Here is a 17408-nt window from a genome sequence, read left to right on the forward strand (position 1 = left end):
CACGGGGGCATCCAGGAGGAGTCAACCTCCTACGTCAGGATGACGCAGCCAGGCTCAATTAGGCAGGGCCGGCGGGGGCTGCTGGATGATGCCCGTCATTTCCAGGTCCGCGTTGATCGGCTGGCCCCAGATGGACTCGTAGACGTCGTTGGTGCCCAGGACGGGCGCCAGGTTGCTGAACACCACCCGGATAGGAATCGTGTTCAGACCGACGAGGGCATTGCCGCTGTAGGTGAAGTAATAGCGGGTGCTGTACCCGGACGGCTGGATGCCAAATACCGGCAGCTCGGCCGGCGTGCGCGTCTGGATGGGCTTCGTCGGCTCGGCCATCTCCAGGGGGAAGCCCTGGCCACTGCTATTGCCAATCTCACCGAAGGAGTTGCCACCCACGCCGCCGACGCCGTCGATGTCGACACCGAGGAGGACCTGGACGGACTGGCCGACCTGCTTCGCGATGGGCGCGCTGAAGCTCACGTACACGAGTTCAGTGGAATTGAGCTGGAACGCGCCAATCGCCGGCGGCCGCTCGGTCTCCTGGTACCGCAGCTCCGCGATGGTGATCGCCCTCGGCGCGGACTGGTCGCCGCCGAAGAAGAAGCCCGTGCGGCTGTAGTTGCTGCCACCCTCGGCGGCCACGGCGCGCACGAAGATGTTGTACTCCTTGCCCTCCTGCACGATGCCGTTGCCCGGGTTGATGGTCGCCGAGTAACCGCCGACGTTCACCTGGGCCGTCACCGGCAGCGACTCCTTGGCGTACTCATCCGTCAGGCGCACGAACACCGAGCCCGGCTGCACCGGCTGGTTGAAGTACACGTAGATGGGCTCGCCAGGACGCACCATGTTGCGGAGCGGATCCACCTCCGCGGCGCCCTTCAGGCTGGACACGTTGCCACCCTCGATGGTCAGCGCACCCGCGCCCGACGGCTTCGAGAAGTTCAGCTGCGCGAGCGTCGTGGCCTGCGTGCCCACGATGGAGCCACCCGAGTAGCTCTTCGTGTAACCGCCCGTGTCCGCCAGGCCGTCACCGTTGGTGTCCAGCGGCGCGATCCACAGGTTGTACGTGCCGCCCAGGCGCGCCAGCTCCACGCCGGAGGGGATGCCGCTGAAGGTCATCACGCCATTGGAGTCCGCCGTGGCCTCCACGTAGACCTTGCTGATGACGGAGGCGACGGAGTCGTAGTTGCTCAGGATGACCGAGCCGGCCTTGTCCACCTCGAGCACGCCCTTCGCGCCCACCGCCGGACGGCCCTGCGGCGTCACCACCGTGACGGCCAGCGAGCCGTTCAGCTGCGCCAGCGTCACCGGACCGAAGCTCGCGTTGCCGTTGTTGATGGGGACCGTACCCGCGGCCGCCGGCACCGTGGAGGTCGCGCGCAGCGTCGCGTAGCCGGTCTTGCTGAACGTCAGCAGCACCTGCGCGGCCGCCGGCACGTCCGTCATCACGAAGTTGCCGCTGGCGTCCGTCGTCGCCGACTTGCCCGTCGGCTGGCTGCCGATCGTCATCGCGACCGTCACGTCCGCCATCGGCTGTAGCGTCGTGCTCAGCACCTGGCCCGACACCGTGCCCTTCGGCGTGGAAGGCACCACCACCGACACGTTGTTCGGATCACGGATGCCGTCCGCGACACCATCGTTGTCCGCGTCAGTCGCGTCACCGCACCCCCAGGCCAGCAGCGGCAACACGGCCATCAGCACATGCTTCTTCATCGTCCCCACCTTGAATTTATGACGGAATTTTCACGCCCCAGCTGCATCCAAAGGGCGGAAATCGGACACTCCCTGACCCGGGCCCACGCCGTCAAGGTGGGGTGAATTCTACCCAAGGGCTTCCAAGCGCCCTGAAAGAGGATGACTCGCCATGTCAGACGTCAACGACCCCTGCCTGGGCTGCGCCATCGTTCGCGGAGCGGTCCACCCACCGGGTGGCGTGCTCGCGCGGGCGCCCGGGCTGGTCCTCCACGGGGTGGCGTCCCCCAGCCCCGTCCCGGGCTGGGTGGTGCTCACCAGCGATCAGCACGTGCGCGGCTGGTATGACCTGGACGAAGCGGCGGCGCGGGAATTGGGCCCGTTCGCCGCCCGGGTGATGCGCGCCCAGCGCGAGGTGCTCGGCGCCGAGCACGTCTACGCGTTCGCCATTGGCGACGTGCTCCGCCACTTCCACCTGCACCTCGTCCCCCGCTTCGCGGACACCCCGGCCCACCTCCGGGGTCGGGGCGCCTTCGACGCGGCCCCGGCGGAGCACCTGCCGCCGGAAACGCTGGAGGCCGCGGCCCGGCGGCTGGCGGCGGCGCTCGCCCGCTGACTCACGCCGGGCGTGCGGTGCCCGTCCGTGCGAGGTCAGTGTCGTGGACCTGACACCGCATCGGGGCGAGAATGCACGCGTCCTCATGCGTGCGTCCGCCCTCGGCCCCTGGCTGCTGTCCCTCTGGCTCCTCACCGCCGGTCCCGCGCTCGCGGACAACAACGCGGACGAGGCGGACATCGCCTTCGAGCTGGGCAACGACGCGTACTCCCACGGCAACTACACGGAGGCGCTGCGCTCGTACTTCACCAGCTACCGGCTGGTACCCAACCGCAACGTGCTCTTCAACATCGCGCGCTGCTTCGAGGCGCTGGGCAAGTTCAACGAGGCGTACCGCTACTACAACGACCTGCTCGGCGAGGACCTGCCGGCCGAGGACGCGTCGGAGGTCAGCCGCTCCCTGGAGCGCCTGCGTCCCAAGGTCGCCCTGGTGCGCGTCACCACCAATCCCCGCGGCGCGGAGGTCTTCGTGGACCGCGCGGACCTGGGCAGCCGGGGCCGCTCGCCGCAGACGCTCGCGCTGTCGCCGGGCCGCCACAAGGTCCTGGTCCAGAAGTCCGGCTACCGCCCCACCGAGGCCAGCGTCACCCTCGTCCGGGGCCGGGAGGTGCCGGTGGACCTGGACCTGGCCCTCATCACCGGCCTGGTGGACATCACCGGCTCCCCCGAGGGCGCGGAGCTGCGTGACAGCCCCACCGGCCCGGTGCTGGGCCGCATCCCCGCGAAGCTGCGGCTGTCTCCGGGTCAGCGCGTGCTGCACGTGCGCGCGCCCGGCCACGCGCCCGGCCAGTACGTCATCGACGTGCCCGCGGAAGGCACCCTGCCGCTCGCCGTCACGCTGACCGCGCAGACGGCGCCCAGCGGCCGCGTCGTCGTCACCGCCAACCACGACGGCGCCACCGTGCGCGTGGACGGCCGGCCCGCGGGCTTCACCCCCACCGTCGTCACCCTGCCGCAGGGCGAGCACGTGCTGGAGGTGGAGAGCCGCGACGTGCGCCCCGTGCGCCAGAAGGTCACCGTCATCCCCGACCAGGAGGTGAAGGTCCACGCCACCCTGCGCTACGAGCCGCCCCCGGTGCGTGCGGCGTCCAAGCGCCTCCTGTCCGTGGACGAGGCCCCCGCCTCCACCACCGTGCTCACGCCGGAGGAGCTGCGCGCGTTCGGCTGGCGCACCCTGGCGGAGGCGCTGGCGGGCGTGCGCGGCTTCTTCCTCACCGACGACCGGACGTACACGTACCTGGGCGTGCGCGGCTTCTCGCCGCCGGGCGACCTCAACACGCGCATCCTCATCCTCTGGGACGGCCACGCGATGAACGACGTGTGGGCCGGCCAGGGCTACGCGGCGCACGACCTCAGCGTGGACCTGGAAGAGGTGGAGCGCATCGAAGTGGTGCGCGGCCCCGGCAGCGCGCTGTACGGCACGGGCGCGTTCTTCGGCGTCATCAACGTGGTGCCGCGCGAGTCGCTGGGCCTGGACCGGCGGCTGGAAGTCACCGGCGCCGTGGGCGCGCTGGGCGCCACGCGCGTGCACGCCACCACGTCGTGGGAGGACCCGCAGCGCTCCGTCCTCTTCAGCCTCGCGGGCATGAAGGCCCACGGCGCGGACACCACGCGCCTGGGCGACTCGGGCCCCATCGTCACCGGCCTGGACGGCGAGCGCGCCGGCACCGGTTCGCTGCGCGCGCGCCTGGGCAACCTGTCCCTGGTGGCCCGGCTGCACGGGCGCAGCAAGGACGTGCCCACCGCGCCCTATGGCACCGTGGTGGGCGCGCAGGGCACGCGCGTGCAGGACGTGCGCGGCTTCGCCGAGGCCAAGTACGAGCGCCCCCTGTCCGAGCGCTTCGTGCTGTCCCTGCGCGGCGCGCTGGACCTCAGCCGCTACAAGGGCCACTGGAACTACGACGGCGGCGACAACGCGGTGACGAACACCGACTCCGGCGCGGCGGACTGGCTCACCGGCGAGGCGCGCCTGCTGGCGGTCCTGTCCGAAGCCAACCGCCTCACCGTGGGCGTGGAGGGCCAGGCGCAGCTGCGCGTGGACCAGAAGAGCGTGGGCCCCGCGGTGGCCGCGTCGCTGGGCTCGCGGACGCGCTCGCTCGTGTCCGTGTACGCGCTGGACGAGTGGCGCCTGCACCCGCGCCTGAGCCTGTCCCTGGGCTTCCGCGTGGACAAGTACTCCGACCTGGACTCGCTGCCGCTCACGCCCCGGCTCGCGGTCATTGGCCGGCCGTATGAGCAGGGCCTCACCAAGCTCGTCATCGGCCGCGCGTTCCGCGCCCCCAACGTCTACGAGCTGTTCTATGAGGACAACCTCCTCACCCAGCGCCCCGCGAAGCAGCTGAACCCGGAGACCATCACCACCTTCGAGGTGGAGCACTCGCACGACCTGACGCACGAGCTGCGCCTGACGGTGGCGGGCTACCACAACCGCATCTCCCAGCTCGTCACGCTCACCACCGAGTCCGCGGCCACGCCCGCTTGCGGCACCGCGAGCGCGCCCACCCAGTGCCTCGTCTACGCGAACAACTCCGGCGAGACGCTCGCGTGGGGCGCGGAAGCCGGGCTGCACTGGCAGCCGGGCCGCTGGCTGCTGGTGGACCTGAGCTATTCGTACGTGACGCTGCGCAACGCCTCGCAGGACGTGGTGGAGGCCGCGCCCGCGCACCTGGCCTCCGGGCGCTTCCTGCTGCCCGTGGGCAACGGCGACATGCGCATCGCCACGCAGGCCACCTACCAGAGCGCCCGGGTGCCGAGCGTCGCCGGCGCGGCCAGCGGGGAGGCGCTGCTCGTGGGCTTCGGCGTGTCCGGCGACTACGGCCGGCTGCGCTACTTCGCGGGCGTGAACAACCTGCTCGACTCGCGCTACGCCTTCGTCGTGAGCGATGACGTGTCCGCGGGACCCGTGCCCCAGTACGGCCGCACGTTCAACCTCCAGCTCACCGGCAGCTTCTGACAGACTCCCGCGCCATGAATGACCTCCGCTTCGACTTCATCGACCCCCGCCACCCGCTCTACGAGGGGGAGCTGGAGCTGCGCTTCCGCGTGCTGCGCGAGCCGCTGGGCCATGCCCGCGAGGACGTGAAGTTCCCCTTCGAGGACGAGAGCCTCCACCTGGTGGCCCACGCGGGCGGCGTCGTGCAGGGCTGCGTGCTCTTCAACCCGGAGGACGCGCGCGGCGGCCGGCTCTTCCAGATGGCGGTGCTGCCGTCCCTGCAGGGCAAGGGCCTGGGCGCGAAGCTGGTGCGCGCGCTGGAGGACGAGCTGCGCAAGCGCGGGTTCGGCCACGTGCACCTGCACGCGCGGGGCCCCGTCGTCCCCTTCTACGAGCGGCTGGGCTACGCCGTGTATGGCGAGCCCTTCGTCGAGGTGGGCATCCCCCACCGTCACATGCAGCGCGACCTCTGAGGCTTCAGGTCGCGGGGGCGTGGGTCGCCGGCAGGCGTCGCGCGCCCCAGAGCACGGCCACCAGCGCGGTGAGCGACATCGCCGCGCCCACGGCGCACACGCCCGGCCAGCCCGCGCGCGTCCACGCCGACATGCCCGCCCACGCGCCCGCGGCGCCGCCCACGAAGTACGTCACCATGTAGAGGGTGTTGAGCCGGCTCCGGGCGTCAGGCCGCAGCGAGTACACCCGCGCCTGGTTGGCGATCTGATTCGCCTGAGCGCCCAGGTCCAGCAGCACCACGCCCAGCGCGATGCCCCACAGCGAGTGCCCCCACAGCCACAGCACGCCAAAGGACGCCAGCAGCACGGCGATGGCCAGCGCGTTGATGCGGCGGCCAGCGCCCCGGTCCGCGAAGCGCCCCACCAGCGGCGCGATGACCGCGCCCGCCACGCCCACCACGCCGAAGAGGCCCGCGACCTGCGCGTCGTAGTGCCCGGGCAGCGAGCGCAGATAGAGCGCCAGCGTGGCCCAGAAGGCGCTGAACGCGCCGAAGGTCAGTCCGCCCAGGAGCGCGTGCAGCCGCAGCACGGGCTCCGTGCGGGCCAGGTGGATGAGCGACCGCATCAACTGCGGATAGGGCATGGCGGCCACCGGCGGCGCCGAGGGCAGCGTGAAGCGCAGCACCACGCCCGTCACCCCCATCAGCCCCGCGGCCATGAAGAACATGGTGCGCCAGCCCAGGTGCGTGCCCACGAAGCCCGCCGCCGTGCGCGACAGGAGGATGCCGATGAGCAGCCCGCTCATCACCATGCCCACCACGCGTCCGCGCTCCGAGGGCGCCGCGAGCTGCGCCGCGAACGGGATGAGCATCTGCGGCACCACCGTGGTGACGCCGATGGCGAAGCTCGCCGCCACCAGCACGTGCAGGCTGGGAGCAAGCCCCGCGGCCACCAGCGCCACGCCCACGCAGCCACACAACAGGAGGATGACCTTGCGGCGCTCCAGGCTGTCCCCCAGCGGCACCAGGAACAGCATGCCCACCGCGTAGCCCACCTGCGTCAGCGTGGGCACCAGCCCCAGCGCGCTGCCGTCCGCACCCAACGTCCGGCCGATGTCTCCCAGGAGGGGCTGGTTGTAATAGAGGTTCGCGACGGTGACGGCGCCGGCCACCGCCATCAGCCAGACGAGCGAGGGACGAAGCGAAGCGGAAGGCGCGGGTTCAGAGGGCGTCTGCATGGCGGGCGGCGCAACGGATATGCCCCGCCTGGACGCGCTTCAAGCAGGACGTGCGCGCCCATCACCGTCCGGGCGGGCAGGCCATGCGTGCCCCCCTTCCCCACGGGGCTCGCGCGCGGCAGGCTGCGGGCCATGCTTCGTTCCCTTCTGCTGTGCGCGGTGCTGGCCCTGGCCGGCTGTGGTGATGACGACTCATCGTCCTCGGGTGACCCCGCGAAGGTGACCTACGCCGAGTCCCTGGGCGTGGACCTGTCCGCGATGAACAAGAGCGAGTCCGGGCTCTACACGCAGGACCTGGTCGTGGGCACCGGCAAGGAGGCCGTGAACAAGAGCTACGTGTACGTCCACTACGCGGGCTGGCTGCCGGACGGCTCCATGTTCGACAACAGCCGCGCGCGCGGTGAGCCCATCGACTTCGTTCTGGGCAATGGCAACGTCATCAAGGGCTGGGAGGAGGGGCTCGTCGGCATGCGCGTGGGTGGCAAGCGCAAGCTCGTCATCCCTTCCGACCTGGGCTACGGCTCGCGCGGCTCCGCGCCCGTCATCCCCAGCAACGCCGTGCTCGTCTTCGACGTGGAGCTGATGAACGTCTTCTGACGCCGTCTCCCGCGGAGGGCCCCGGCGTGGACTTCAGACGCCGGGCGTGCCCCCGGACAGCGGCGGCGCCGGAGGCGAGCGCTTCTTCGGAATCGTGGAGCGCCCCTTCGGCCCCTTCAGCGCCACGCCCAGCAGCATCGTCGCGGGCAGCATCATGCCCAGCCCCTGCGTGAGGTCCTGCGGAGGATGGGACACCACGCCCAGCACCATTCCGGCGAAGAGCAGTCCGCAGACGCTGCGAAGGATGAGGGCGTTCACGGTCGAAAGCTCCCAGGCGGGCATTGCCCGGTGACGGGCGGCTGGAGCATAGCGCGCGGCGCCCCGCCGCGCCGTCCGTTAAGGTGGCCCCGTGAGCCCCCTCAAACGCTTCCAGCCCGGCCAAGAACCGCCCGCTCGCCCGCGCGACACCGCGCTCCTGTTCGCCGCGCGCGGCATGGACCTGCTCGTGTCCGAGCGCGACGGCCGCCTCGACCTGCCCCGGGCTTCCGCCCTGCCGGAGGTCTCGGCCAGCGCCCACTTCCTGGGCATGCTCGACGACACGGACTGCTACGCGGCGCCCCTGCCCGGGGACTTCGCGCCGCCGGAGGGGCTGAAGTTCGTGCCCGCCCGCTCGCTCTACAAGCAGGTGGACGAGGCAACCTTCGCCGTGGCGGGCCGCGCGCTCTCCATCTGCGAGTGGGACCTGAACCACCGCTTCTGCGGCAAGTGCGGCACGGCCACGCAGCTGGTGCCCGGCGAGCGCGCGCGCCGCTGCCCGGTGGACCACACGCCGTTCTATCCGCGCATCGCTCCGGCGGTCATCGTCCTCATCACCCGGGGTGACGAGATGCTGCTCGCGCGCAACGCGTCCTTCCCGGAGCCCTTCTTCAGCACCGTGGCGGGCTTCGTGGACCCTGGCGAGTCGCTGGAGGAGACCGTGCTGCGCGAGGTGAAGGAGGAGGTGGGCGTGGACCTGAGGAACGTCACCTACTTCGGCAGCCAGCCGTGGCCCTTCGGCCGCTCGCTGATGGTGGGCTTCATGGCCGAGTACGCGGGCGGCGACGTCGTCGTGGACGGCAAGGAGATCGCCGAGGCGCGCTGGTTCGGCGTGGACGACCTGCCGCGCATCCCGCCCCGCCTGAGCATCGCGCGCCACCTCATCGACACCTTCATTGACCGGGTGAAGGCCCGCCGGACTTGACCCCCTCCCCCCAAGGGTGCGCTTGATGCGCCCCTTCGCACGCCATGCCTGCCGCACGCCCGCACATCGAGCCCCGCCGCGTCCCCACCGCTGACTCCGTCGTGGTGAAGGAACTCTATCTCTCCCTCCAGGGCGAGTCGTCCCACGCCGGCATGCTGTGCGGCTTCATCCGCCTCACCGGCTGCCACCTGCGCTGCACGTACTGCGACAGCGAGTTCGCCTTCCACGGCGGCAGCCGCATGAAGATTCCCGACATCGTCGAGAAGGCGCTGGCCTGGAACACGCCCACCGTGGAGGTGACGGGCGGCGAGCCCCTGCTCCAGCCTGGCGTGTACCCGCTGATGGAGGCGCTCCTGGACGCGGGCCTCAAGGTGCTGCTGGAGACGAGCGGCGCCATCGACGTGCGGCTCGTGCCCCCGGCCGTCCACAAAATCGTGGACATGAAGACGCCGTCGTCCGGCGAGTGCGACCGCAACGACTACCGCAACCTCACGTCCATGAACGCCAACGACGAGCTGAAGATCGTCATCGGCTCACGCGTGGACTACGAGTGGGCGCGCGCGCTCGTGCAGGAGCACCAGCTGGGACGGAAGCCCTACAGCGTCCTGTTCTCCACCATCTTCGACAAGCTCCACCCGCGCCAGTTGGCGGAGTGGATCATCGAGGACCGGCTGCCGGTGCGCTTCCAGCTCCAGATGCACAAGTACCTCTGGGACCCCAACGAGCGCGGCGTGTGACGCGGCCCCCGGCCTTCAGTGCTCCCGCCGCACCAGGGCCAGCACGAAGACGGTGAGCGCGCCATACAGCAGCAGCCCCAGCAGGTTCAGCGCGGCCAGGACGCGCAACACGGTGGCGAGCCCGCGGTCGCCCACCTCTTCGCGGCGCCGCAGCTTGCGCGTGGCGATGACGGTGCCCGCCACCGCCGCCGCCAGCGTGGCCACCAGCGCGAGTATCATCCCCCAGCCTCCGGCCCACCGCCGGTAGGCCGACCCTGCGTGCACCAGGGGCGCGCCAAGAGCCAGGAGCCCCAGCACGTTGGACAGGAGCGCCCACCGCACCGCGCGCGACGGACGCGTGTGGCGCAGGTGCCGCTCCGCGCACGGCGCGCAGTACGCCGTCGCCTCCACCACCTCCGTGCACGCGCCGCACAGGTAGCCGCCGCAGCGCGCGCAGAGGGCCACCGCGGCCGCGTCCGGGTGCTGGCCACAGCGGGCACCCGTGGGGCTCGCGCTCATCCGCGCGTCACCTAGAAGCCGGGGGGCGGCGTGCGGGCCATCACCGCCGCGATGCCGTGCGCGCCCATGCCCAGGAACACCGCCGTCAGCACGGTGCTGGCCACGAAGCCCGCGACGATGAGGTTCTTGCGCGGGTGCTCGAACTGGCTGAACGCGTAGACGAGCATGTAGCAGGGGATGAGCAGCACCATGACGCCCGTGCCCACGCTGCGGCGGAAGGCGTGCGTCAGCAGGAGGGCCGCGCACACGAGCGAGACGACCCCGAACAGGATGGCGAGTGGCAGGAGCGGCACACCCGCCCCCTTAGCACGCCTTCGCCCCTTTCGCGGCGGGCGTGCACATACTAAGGACGGCCCGCCGCCCACCTTCCGAGGAGGTCCCCACCATGCCGATGCTCAAGACGTTCCTCATCTTCATCCTGGCCGGCACCCTGCTGGGCACCTTCGTCGCGTCGCTGGCGGCCCCCTCCTACATCGAGTGGAACAACAGCACGCCGCTCGCCACGCAGACCATGTGCAACCTGCCGGAGGTGGTGCGCAGCGTGACGGCGTCGCTGATGCACTCGCAGCTGATGGGCGCGGCCATTGGCGCGGGCGTGGGCCTGGTGGCCGCCATCCTCTTCGCCGTGCGCGCCCGGAGCCGCGCGAAGCAGCGTCCGGGCTCTCCGCCGCCCGCGGCCACCGCCGCCTGAAGCCGGGGCGCGCTACTGCTGCTTCGGCAGGATGTAGAGCGGGGGCGACTGGCCCAGCAGCACGCCCCCGTTGTGGTCCTCCACCTCCACGTAGAGGTAGATGGGCTGGTTGGGGTTCTCCGGCGGCGCCGGCGCCGTCCAGGTGGGCGTGGCGATGTTGGGGTCGCTGAACACGCCGCCCGCGTTCGAGGGGTTCTGCGTCCAGCGGTAGAAGATCTCGTCGTTGTCCGCGTCCGTCACCTCCAGCTGGAGCTGGATGACAGTGCCCTCCTCGAACTTGAGGCCGCCCGGCGTGGACGGTGAGCCCAGCGGGCGCGGTCCGGCGGTGATGACGGGCTGGTGGTTGGGCGCGCCGCACCCCACGCTCCCCAGACCCAAGGCAAGCAAAGCGAACATGAACGAGCGAGAACGCGACATGAACTTCCCCCTGCTAGGAACGGCCACACCCTAATTCGGCCCCCGGCGTTCCGTACACCCACCCGGGGGCCCCGGCCGACTCATCAGCAGGCGATGAAACACCCGCGAGCGCCGCGCCAACTGTCGCGCGGCGCGCATCCCGCGTCGTGAAGCCAACCCCTTCGCGCAAACAAGCCCGGGGCATGTGCGTCACCGCCGTCCCGGGCGCCGCGCGAACAGCCGCAACTTGTCCGCGCGCGTCAGCCGCTTGATGGCGGCCTCGCGGCGCAGGGCGGCACCGCGGTCCTGGGCGGGCTCGCTCCACACCAGCGTCACCGGCAGCCGGGCCCGCGTGTACGCGGCGCCCTTGCCCCGGCCATGCGTGGCCAGGCGGCGCTCCAGGTTGTTGGTGGCACCCGTGTAGAGCGTGCCGTCCCGGCAGCGCAGCATGTACACGGTCCAGGCGGTGGGCGGGGCTTCCGACACGTCGGGCCCCACTCTACCGCCTGGCCCCCGCCCCTCAGAAGAGCTTCTGCCTGTCCCCACGCCTGCCGTGCAGCCGCGCCAGCCGCCGCTTCTGGCTGCGGACCGCATGCGTCTTGCGAACGCGCGCCATCACGTCCGACACCTGCGCCAGCGGATCCGTGCGCCAGCCCGCCAGGACCTGCGTTTCGTGCACCACGCCCACCAGACTGCCCCCCGCCCCCACCACCCCCACCACCTGCACGTGGTGCCGCTCCATCACCTTCAAGGCACCCAGCAGTGTGTCTGTGGGAAAAACTGTGGCGATGAAGGACGACAACGCTTCCCTGAAACCCCGGCCCTGCCCCATTTCCACGACCTCCCCGCGATGGACTTACATCCCCTGCAACTGTCCTGCCGTCCCGCGAAAGTCCGCCCGCGACACTCCGGCATCGTCCGGGCGTAGGGCGTAGACTGAAGATGTGACATCACGACAGGCATCAGCACCCCGGTTGAGCCGGATGGCGGACCTCTTCACCAAGGCGGTGGAGAGGAGCAAGGAGGGGTTGCTGACCCTCACGTTCAAGCCGGACGAGCTGTACCGGGTGCCCACGGACGACGGAGCGGCCATCGCGCTGGGGCGCTACCACCCTCGAGGGGAGCGCCGGTTCGCGGAGCCGGTCCTCCTGTGCCACGGGCTGGGAGCCAACCGCTTCCACATGGACTTCAACGAGCAGTACAGCCTGGCGCGCTACCTGGCGCGGGCGGGGTTCGAGACCTGGGTCATCGAGCTGCGCGGCCGGGGCCTGGCCGGGGCGTGCGCGGACTGGAATTTTGATGATCAGGCTGAACACGATGTGAGAACCGCTTTGCGCACCGTGATGTCCACCGGTGCCCAGCAAGTGCTCTGGGTGGGCCACTCCAAGGGCGGCCTGATGCTCTATGCCCACCTGGCCCGGAACCCCCAGGCGCCGGTGAAGGCGGCGGTGTCCCTGGGTGCACCTTTTACCTTCGCGGTGCAGCCGGGCCTGCGGGCGTTCGTCCAGCGGGTGGAGCCCGTGCTCAAGCTCAAGGTCATCCCCACCCGGCGCGTCACCAGCATCGCGTTCTTCGGGGCGCCGCCGGGGCCGCTCACCCGGTACATGATGCTGGCGGACAACATGGATCCGCAGGTGGTGCGCTGGGCGCTGGCCAACGTGCCGGCGGACGTGGCCGGGGGCGTGGGGCGGCAGTTCGCCCGGTGGATCACCACCAGCCAGTTCACGACGTTCGACGGGAGCTTCGACTACCGCGAGCCGCTCGCCGGGGTGAAGATTCCCTTCCTGCTCATCGCCGGCAGCCGGGACCTGCTCGCGCCGCCCCTGGCGGTGGCCCGGGCGAAGGAGCACCTGGGCGGCCCCGTGAAGATGCTGGTCGCCGGGCGCGGCCACGGCTTCGCGGCGGACTACGGCCACGCGGACCTGATTCTGGGCCGCAAGGCGCCGGACGAAATCTTTCCCCAGGTGGAGGCCTTCCTGTCCTCCAACGCCACCCCGCTGTAGGGGAAGCGCCCTCCCGGAGCGCGGGTTGTCCGGACCCTCCCGGCGTGCTACCCGGGAGGCCGTCCCATGGGCCCATCCGTTCGCTTCCCATCCCGGCCGTGATGTCCCGCTTGAAAGCCCGGCGGCACCGCTCCACCGTGGAAGGTCCCCTGTCCCCTCCCCCGAGGCCCCAGCGCATGCGTCCCGCTTCCTTCCGCGCCTCCCTGCTTTCGCGGTCCGTCGTCCTGAGCCTGGGGCTCGCCCTGGGAGTCCTGGGGCTGACGGGCTGCCGGCCGCAGGCCCAGGAGGGGCCGGACCCCACGGTGGTGGCCACCGTGAACGGCGAGTCGCTCAGCCGGACGGACTTCGAACAGGAGCTGGCGCGGGAGCTGGCCACCACGGAGGGGCCGGAGCCCACGCCCGAGGAGGTGGAGCCCTTCAAGCGGGCGCTCGTGGACACGCTCGTGAAGCGCATGCTGCTGCTCCAGGCGGCGAAGCAGAACAACATCGCCGTGACCCCCGAAGAGGTGGACCGCGGCGTGCTGCGGCTGTCCGGCGACTACCCGGCGGGCAACTTCAATGAGGTGCTCGCCCAGGGGCAGCTGTCCATGGCGGAGCTGCGCGCGCGGGAAGCGAGCCGGCTCACCATCGAGAAGCTCTTCACCCACCACGTCTACTCGCGCGTGGCGGTGACGGAGGAGGAGCTGCGCGCGTACTACGCGGCGCACGAGGCGGACTTCCAGGAGCCGGAGGAGGTCCACGCCGCGCAGATGGTGGTGAAGGGGCTGGACGAGGCGCGCAGGCTCCAGGCCCAGCTCAAGGCGGGCAAGAAGTTCTCCGACCTCGCGCGGCGCTACTCGCTCAGCGCGGACGCCAAGGTGGGGGGCGACCTGGGCTTCTTCCCCCGGGGACAGATGCCGCCGGCCTTCGACGAGGTGGTATTCAAGCTGGGGGTGGGGCAGGTTTCGGACGTGGTGTCCACGGAGTACGGCTACCACCTGTTCAAGGTGCTGGAGCGCAGGTCGGCGAGGAAGCGGGAGCTGGTGGAGGTGCGCGCGAAGGTGGAGGGGCGCCTCTTGGAGGCCAAGCGGGCGGCGGCGCAGGAGGCCTTCGAGAAGGAGCTGCGCGACAAGGCCCAGGTGGTGGTGAACGAGGCCACGCTGCAGACCATCCGCGGGCGGCCGGCGCCGCAGGCGGCGAAGTGAAGGACTTTTCCGGGAGCGGGCCTGTTGGGCTCCCGGCGTTTGTCTCAAGAGGGTCGTTGCGATGAAGAACCTGGTGGCGTTCCTGGCGGCGGTGATGCTCTTCACGGGGGCGACGTCCGCCCGCGCGGAGCTGGTGGACAAGGTGGCGGCGGTGGTGAACCGCGACATCATCCCGCTGTCGGAGGTGCAGCAGCGCGCCGCGCCGGAGCTCCAGCGCGTGAACTCCGAAATCGACCCGCACAAGCGCGCCGAGGCCCGCGCGCAGCTGATGAAGACCGCGCTGGACACGCTCATCGGCGAGAAGCTGATGGAGTCGGAGACCCAGCAGCTGGGCATCACCACCACCGAGGCGGAGGTGGATGAGCTGGTGCAGGACGTGCTCAAGCAGAACAACGTCAGCGACATGAGCCAGTTCGAGCAGCTGCTCAAGAACGAGGGCTTCACGCTCGCCGGCTACAAGGACATGCTCCGCAAGCGCGTGGTGCGCGACAAGCTCCTGCGCATGAAGGTGGGCCCCAAGGTGAAGGTCACCGAGGAGGACCTGAAGGCCGCGTACACGCAGTACACGCGCATGGAGAGCGAGGACGTGGAGGTGCACGCCCGCCACATCCTGGTGCAGGTGGACGCCAAGGCCACGCCGGAGCAGGTGGCCGCCGCGAAGCAGAAGGCGGAGGGCATCGCGCAGGAGGCCCGCCGGCCGGGCATGGACTTCGCGGCCCTGGCGCGCGCCCGCAGCGAGGGCCCCAGCGCGTCGGACGGCGGTGACCTGGGCTACTTCAAGCGCGGCGTGATGGTGCCCGCCTTCGAGAAGGCCGCCTTCAACCTCAAGGAGGGTGAGGTCAGCGAGCCCATCCGCACCAACTTCGGCTGGCACATCCTCAAGGTGGAGGAGCGCCGCAACATCGCCGTGGCCTCCTTCGAGGAGATGAAGCCCAAGCTGGAGTCCAAGCTCCTCAACGAAAAGACGGAGAAGTTCCTGGACCAGTACGTCCAGGAGCTGCGCTCGAAGGCCAACGTCGAAGTGAAGATGTGAGCCCGCGCCCGGTGACCACGGCGGACGCGCGCCCCCGCGTGGGCATCTCGCTGGGGGACGTGTCGGGCATCGGGCCGGAGGTGACGGCCCTGGCCCTGGCGAAGCCCGCGGTGCGCCGCGCGCTGGTGCCGGTGGTGTTCGGGGACGGGCCCACGCTGGAGGGCTTTCCCCTCTTCCGCCGCTGGCCTCGCGTGGCCCTGGAGGACCTGGGCCGCACGACAGGGCCCGCGGTGGTGGAGGTCACGCACCTTCCGCCGAAGCACCGCGTGCCGGGCAAGCCCTCGCGCGAAGGTGGCAAGGCGCAGTACGCGTACGTGCGGGCCGCCATCGACGCGATGCGCGCCGGGACGGTGGACGCGCTGTGCACCGCGCCCGTGTCGAAGGAGGAGATTTCGCGCGCGGGCATCCCGTTCATGGGCCACACGGAGGTCCTGGCGGACGCGTTCGGCGTGGACGTGTTGATGATGATGGACGGGCCTCGCGTGCGCATCGCGCTGGCGACGAACCACGTCCCCATCTCCGCGCTGCCGAAGCTGCTGACGGTGGAGAAGCTGGTGGCGCAGCTTCAGTTGCTCTCGCGCAGCCTGGAGCCGGTGGTGGGCCGCAAGCCGCGCATCGCCGTGCTGGGGCTCAACCCTCATGCGGGCGAGGGCGGGATGCTGGGGCGCGAGGAGGTGGAGGTGATTGGCCCCGCCGTCCGCCTCGCGCGGGCGAAGCGGGTGGATGCGCAGGGGCCCATCCCCGCGGACGGACTGTTCGCGCGGCCTGATGAGGTCGGCGCGAAGTACGACGTGGTGCTGGCCATGTACCACGACCAGGGGCTCATCCCGGCCAAGGCGCTGGACTTCGAGCGGACGGTGAACGTGACGCTGGGCCTGCCGGTGCCTCGCACGTCCCCGGACCACGGCACCGCCTATGCGATTGCCGGCACGGGGACCGCGAGCTGCGTGCCCATGATGGAGGCCCTGCTCAAGGCGGCCCGGCTTTCGACGGGCCCCGGACGAGCCGTGACTCCAGGTGCTTCGCGAGATCCTCGCCGTCCTCCTTCGGGTCGATGAGCTTCGCGTGCGTGCCCCGCGCCGTGGAGTCGGGGACCACGAGCACGGTGACCTTCCCCGTGGGGCAGTGACCCAGACAGGACGCGGGGATGAGCTGCGTCTTGTCCGCCAGGCCGTGGGCCTTGAGCGCTTCACGCACCCGGCGCGGAAGGTCCACCCCGCCCGCGTCCACCGGCAGCCGCATCAGGCAACGGTGACACAGGTGCAACTCGATGGGGTCTGGGTCCTCCCGCGCGGCCATGCGCCAATCTAACGCTGGAACCGCTTGTCGAGCTTGTTGAGCTGGCTCTGCATGCCCATGGACGCCCGCTTCGTCCACTCCTCGCTGTGCATGGCGTCGGACGTGACGGTCATCCGTACGGTGCCGCCCTTCGCCTCGAAGTCCACCACCGTGGAGACGGTGTACGGCGTGACGCCCGGGATGAAGTCCACCGCGTGCCGGTACGCGAGCCGTGTCTTCGGCGTCAGCTCCGTGTACGTGAGGCTGCTGGGGCTGGAGAGGGGCATGCCCGCCTGCTTCATGAAGGCGACCTGCTCCGGCGCGGTGGCGATCATGTCGTAGCGCAGCAGGCCTTCCGGACGCGCGTCCAGTTCGTGCACCTTCACGGTGAAGCCCTCGGGGCCCCACCAGGATTCGAAGCCGTCCTTCGTGGTCCACAGCTCCCAGACCTCGTCGAGCGTCGCCGTGTAGCTGCGCTCGAAGGTGACGGTGCTGCGCTTCGTGGTCTCGGCCTGGGTCGTCATGGGGGTTCCTCCTCGGATTTGGGGGCGTCCGTGCGTGCCTTGCGTCTTCGCTCGAGCGCCTGACCGAACCGGTCGAGGCGGGCCTCCCAGAGGCCGCGATACCCGGTGACCCAGGCATCGAGCTCCTGAAAGGGCTCCGGGCGAAGCGAGTACAGCCGCTTCGTGCCCTCGGGGCGGACATGGACGAAGCCCGCTTCCTGGAGGATCCCCAGGTGACGGGAGACACCCGACTGCTGGATGTCCACCCGGGCCACCAGGTCGTTCACCGACAGCTCGCCGCCCTTCAGCGCCTCGACGATGCGGCGGCGCGTGGGGTCGGCCAGGGTCTGGAAGACGTCAACATTCATGGACGTGTATATACATA

22 protein-coding genes are annotated in these 17408 nt (G+C 70.6%); 11 read left to right on the plus strand and 11 right to left on the minus strand.

Annotation, left to right across the window (positions count from 1 at the left end; genetic code table 11):
* Positions 1-54: 54 nt before the first annotated feature.
* Entirely contained in the window at positions 55-1707 is a 1653-nt protein-coding gene (locus JYJ93_RS00760; protein WP_206785811.1) for a carboxypeptidase-like regulatory domain-containing protein, read from the minus strand.
* A gap of 151 nt (positions 1708-1858) precedes the next feature.
* Between JYJ93_RS00760 and JYJ93_RS00765 the strand changes: the two genes are divergently transcribed.
* The 3 genes from JYJ93_RS00765 (at position 1859) to JYJ93_RS00775 (ending at position 5707) form a co-directional block, all read left to right on the plus strand.
* Entirely contained in the window at positions 1859-2302 is a 444-nt protein-coding gene (locus JYJ93_RS00765) for an HIT family protein (protein WP_206785813.1), read from the plus strand.
* 85 nt (positions 2303-2387) lie between these two features.
* Positions 2388-5255: a TonB-dependent receptor gene (locus JYJ93_RS00770; RefSeq protein WP_206785815.1), complete on the plus strand. Its 2868-nt coding sequence runs from the start codon at positions 2388-2390 to the stop codon at positions 5253-5255.
* A gap of 14 nt (positions 5256-5269) precedes the next feature.
* Complete coding sequence (locus JYJ93_RS00775) at positions 5270-5707, plus strand: GNAT family N-acetyltransferase (protein WP_206785817.1); 438 nt, start codon at positions 5270-5272, stop codon at positions 5705-5707.
* 4 nt (positions 5708-5711) lie between these two features.
* Here JYJ93_RS00775 and JYJ93_RS00780 read toward each other — a convergent pair whose 3' ends face one another.
* The gene (locus tag JYJ93_RS00780; protein WP_206785818.1) at positions 5712-6923 is read right to left on the minus strand and encodes an MFS transporter; all 1212 of its coding nucleotides are present in this window, start codon (positions 6921-6923) and stop codon (positions 5712-5714) included.
* Positions 6924-7055: 132 nt separating this feature from the next.
* On the opposite strand from JYJ93_RS00780, the gene JYJ93_RS00785 reads away from it, so the two are divergent.
* The gene (locus JYJ93_RS00785; protein ID WP_206785820.1) at positions 7056-7520 is read left to right on the plus strand and encodes an FKBP-type peptidyl-prolyl cis-trans isomerase; all 465 of its coding nucleotides are present in this window, start codon (positions 7056-7058) and stop codon (positions 7518-7520) included.
* Positions 7521-7553: 33 nt separating this feature from the next.
* On the opposite strand, the gene JYJ93_RS00790 is transcribed toward JYJ93_RS00785, so the two are convergent.
* Positions 7554-7778, minus strand: coding sequence for a hypothetical protein (locus tag JYJ93_RS00790; protein ID WP_206785821.1), 225 nt, complete (start codon positions 7776-7778; stop codon positions 7554-7556).
* Between the two features lie 91 nt (positions 7779-7869).
* Between JYJ93_RS00790 and nudC the strand changes: the two genes are divergently transcribed.
* Both nudC and JYJ93_RS00800 read left to right on the plus strand, forming a co-directional pair.
* Positions 7870-8700, plus strand: coding sequence for an NAD(+) diphosphatase (nudC, locus tag JYJ93_RS00795; RefSeq protein WP_206785823.1), 831 nt, complete (start codon positions 7870-7872; stop codon positions 8698-8700).
* A gap of 44 nt (positions 8701-8744) precedes the next feature.
* The gene (locus JYJ93_RS00800; RefSeq protein ID WP_206785825.1) at positions 8745-9437 is read left to right on the plus strand and encodes a radical SAM protein; all 693 of its coding nucleotides are present in this window, start codon (positions 8745-8747) and stop codon (positions 9435-9437) included.
* Between the two features lie 15 nt (positions 9438-9452).
* Here JYJ93_RS00800 and JYJ93_RS00805 read toward each other — a convergent pair whose 3' ends face one another.
* Positions 9453-9935 (minus strand): hypothetical protein, encoded by a 483-nt coding sequence (locus JYJ93_RS00805; RefSeq protein ID WP_206785826.1) that lies wholly within the window; start codon positions 9933-9935, stop codon positions 9453-9455.
* Between the two features lie 11 nt (positions 9936-9946).
* Positions 9947-10228, minus strand: a complete 282-nt coding sequence (locus tag JYJ93_RS00810) for a hypothetical protein (RefSeq protein WP_120550141.1) — start codon at positions 10226-10228, stop codon at positions 9947-9949.
* Between the two features lie 92 nt (positions 10229-10320).
* On the opposite strand from JYJ93_RS00810, the gene JYJ93_RS00815 reads away from it, so the two are divergent.
* On the plus strand, positions 10321-10626 hold the full coding sequence (locus JYJ93_RS00815; RefSeq protein WP_206785827.1) for a hypothetical protein: 306 nt from the start codon (positions 10321-10323) through the stop codon (positions 10624-10626).
* A gap of 12 nt (positions 10627-10638) precedes the next feature.
* Here the strand turns inward: JYJ93_RS00815 and JYJ93_RS00820 are convergent, their stop codons facing one another.
* The 3 genes from JYJ93_RS00820 to JYJ93_RS00830 form a co-directional block, all read right to left on the minus strand.
* A complete protein-coding gene (locus JYJ93_RS00820) occupies positions 10639-11043 on the minus strand; it encodes a hypothetical protein (RefSeq protein WP_206785828.1) in 405 nt (134 codons plus the stop codon).
* A 189-nt stretch (positions 11044-11232) separates the two neighbouring features.
* Positions 11233-11472 carry a GIY-YIG nuclease family protein gene (locus tag JYJ93_RS00825; protein ID WP_206786092.1) on the minus strand — a complete coding sequence of 80 codons (240 nt, stop codon included), beginning with the start codon at positions 11470-11472 and terminating at the stop codon, positions 11233-11235.
* A 70-nt stretch (positions 11473-11542) separates the two neighbouring features.
* Positions 11543-11854 (minus strand): CBS domain-containing protein, encoded by a 312-nt coding sequence (locus JYJ93_RS00830; protein ID WP_206786093.1) that lies wholly within the window; start codon positions 11852-11854, stop codon positions 11543-11545.
* Positions 11855-12005: 151 nt separating this feature from the next.
* Here JYJ93_RS00830 and JYJ93_RS00835 point away from each other — a divergent pair, with 151 nt between their 5' ends.
* The 4 genes from JYJ93_RS00835 (at position 12006) to pdxA (ending at position 16300) form a co-directional block, all read left to right on the plus strand.
* Entirely contained in the window at positions 12006-13025 is a 1020-nt protein-coding gene (locus JYJ93_RS00835; protein ID WP_206785829.1) for an alpha/beta fold hydrolase, read from the plus strand.
* A 176-nt stretch (positions 13026-13201) separates the two neighbouring features.
* Positions 13202-14209, plus strand: coding sequence for a peptidyl-prolyl cis-trans isomerase (locus JYJ93_RS00840; protein WP_206785830.1), 1008 nt, complete (start codon positions 13202-13204; stop codon positions 14207-14209).
* Between the two features lie 61 nt (positions 14210-14270).
* Entirely contained in the window at positions 14271-15242 is a 972-nt protein-coding gene (locus tag JYJ93_RS00845) for a peptidylprolyl isomerase (protein WP_206785831.1), read from the plus strand.
* A complete protein-coding gene (pdxA, locus tag JYJ93_RS00850; RefSeq protein WP_269012939.1) occupies positions 15239-16300 on the plus strand; it encodes a 4-hydroxythreonine-4-phosphate dehydrogenase PdxA in 1062 nt (353 codons plus the stop codon). Before JYJ93_RS00845 ends, pdxA begins: the two co-directional genes overlap by 4 nt.
* Here pdxA and JYJ93_RS00855 read toward each other — a convergent pair.
* From JYJ93_RS00855 to JYJ93_RS00865, 3 genes are read right to left on the minus strand one after another with little or no spacing between them, the layout of a single operon-like run.
* The gene (locus JYJ93_RS00855) at positions 16212-16541 is read right to left on the minus strand and encodes a hypothetical protein (RefSeq protein ID WP_206785832.1); all 330 of its coding nucleotides are present in this window, start codon (positions 16539-16541) and stop codon (positions 16212-16214) included. The genes pdxA and JYJ93_RS00855 overlap by 89 nt on opposite strands.
* Positions 16542-16549: 8 nt before the next feature.
* Positions 16550-17044, minus strand: coding sequence for an SRPBCC domain-containing protein (locus JYJ93_RS00860; protein ID WP_206785833.1), 495 nt, complete (start codon positions 17042-17044; stop codon positions 16550-16552).
* Entirely contained in the window at positions 17041-17391 is a 351-nt protein-coding gene (locus JYJ93_RS00865) for a metalloregulator ArsR/SmtB family transcription factor (protein ID WP_206785834.1), read from the minus strand. Before JYJ93_RS00865 ends, JYJ93_RS00860 begins: the two co-directional genes overlap by 4 nt.
* Positions 17392-17408 lie beyond the last annotated feature (17 nt).

Source organism: Corallococcus sp. NCSPR001, assembly GCF_017309135.1.
Classification (GTDB): Bacteria; Myxococcota; Myxococcia; order Myxococcales; family Myxococcaceae; genus Corallococcus.

Coding starts and splice junctions, on each gene's coding strand:
- JYJ93_RS00855 (WP_206785832.1), bottom strand. CDS start 16,541: ATGGCCGCGCGGGAGGACCCAGACCCCATCGAGTTGCACCTGTGTCAC.
- JYJ93_RS00815 (WP_206785827.1), top strand. CDS start 10,321: ATGCCGATGCTCAAGACGTTCCTCATCTTCATCCTGGCCGGCACCCTG.
- JYJ93_RS00780 (WP_206785818.1), bottom strand. CDS start 6,923: ATGCAGACGCCCTCTGAACCCGCGCCTTCCGCTTCGCTTCGTCCCTCG.
- JYJ93_RS00845 (WP_206785831.1), top strand. CDS start 14,271: ATGAAGAACCTGGTGGCGTTCCTGGCGGCGGTGATGCTCTTCACGGGG.
- JYJ93_RS00865 (WP_206785834.1), bottom strand. CDS start 17,391: ATGAATGTTGACGTCTTCCAGACCCTGGCCGACCCCACGCGCCGCCGC.
- JYJ93_RS00760 (WP_206785811.1), bottom strand. CDS start 1,707: ATGAAGAAGCATGTGCTGATGGCCGTGTTGCCGCTGCTGGCCTGGGGG.
- JYJ93_RS00860 (WP_206785833.1), bottom strand. CDS start 17,044: ATGACGACCCAGGCCGAGACCACGAAGCGCAGCACCGTCACCTTCGAG.
- JYJ93_RS00840 (WP_206785830.1), top strand. CDS start 13,202: ATGCGTCCCGCTTCCTTCCGCGCCTCCCTGCTTTCGCGGTCCGTCGTC.
- JYJ93_RS00820 (WP_206785828.1), bottom strand. CDS start 11,043: ATGTCGCGTTCTCGCTCGTTCATGTTCGCTTTGCTTGCCTTGGGTCTG.
- JYJ93_RS00775 (WP_206785817.1), top strand. CDS start 5,270: ATGAATGACCTCCGCTTCGACTTCATCGACCCCCGCCACCCGCTCTAC.
- JYJ93_RS00830 (WP_206786093.1), bottom strand. CDS start 11,854: ATGGGGCAGGGCCGGGGTTTCAGGGAAGCGTTGTCGTCCTTCATCGCC.
- JYJ93_RS00825 (WP_206786092.1), bottom strand. CDS start 11,472: ATGCTGCGCTGCCGGGACGGCACGCTCTACACGGGTGCCACCAACAAC.
- JYJ93_RS00835 (WP_206785829.1), top strand. CDS start 12,006: ATGGCGGACCTCTTCACCAAGGCGGTGGAGAGGAGCAAGGAGGGGTTG.
- JYJ93_RS00765 (WP_206785813.1), top strand. CDS start 1,859: ATGTCAGACGTCAACGACCCCTGCCTGGGCTGCGCCATCGTTCGCGGA.
- JYJ93_RS00785 (WP_206785820.1), top strand. CDS start 7,056: ATGCTTCGTTCCCTTCTGCTGTGCGCGGTGCTGGCCCTGGCCGGCTGT.
- JYJ93_RS00805 (WP_206785826.1), bottom strand. CDS start 9,935: ATGAGCGCGAGCCCCACGGGTGCCCGCTGTGGCCAGCACCCGGACGCG.
- JYJ93_RS00800 (WP_206785825.1), top strand. CDS start 8,745: ATGCCTGCCGCACGCCCGCACATCGAGCCCCGCCGCGTCCCCACCGCT.
- JYJ93_RS00770 (WP_206785815.1), top strand. CDS start 2,388: ATGCGTGCGTCCGCCCTCGGCCCCTGGCTGCTGTCCCTCTGGCTCCTC.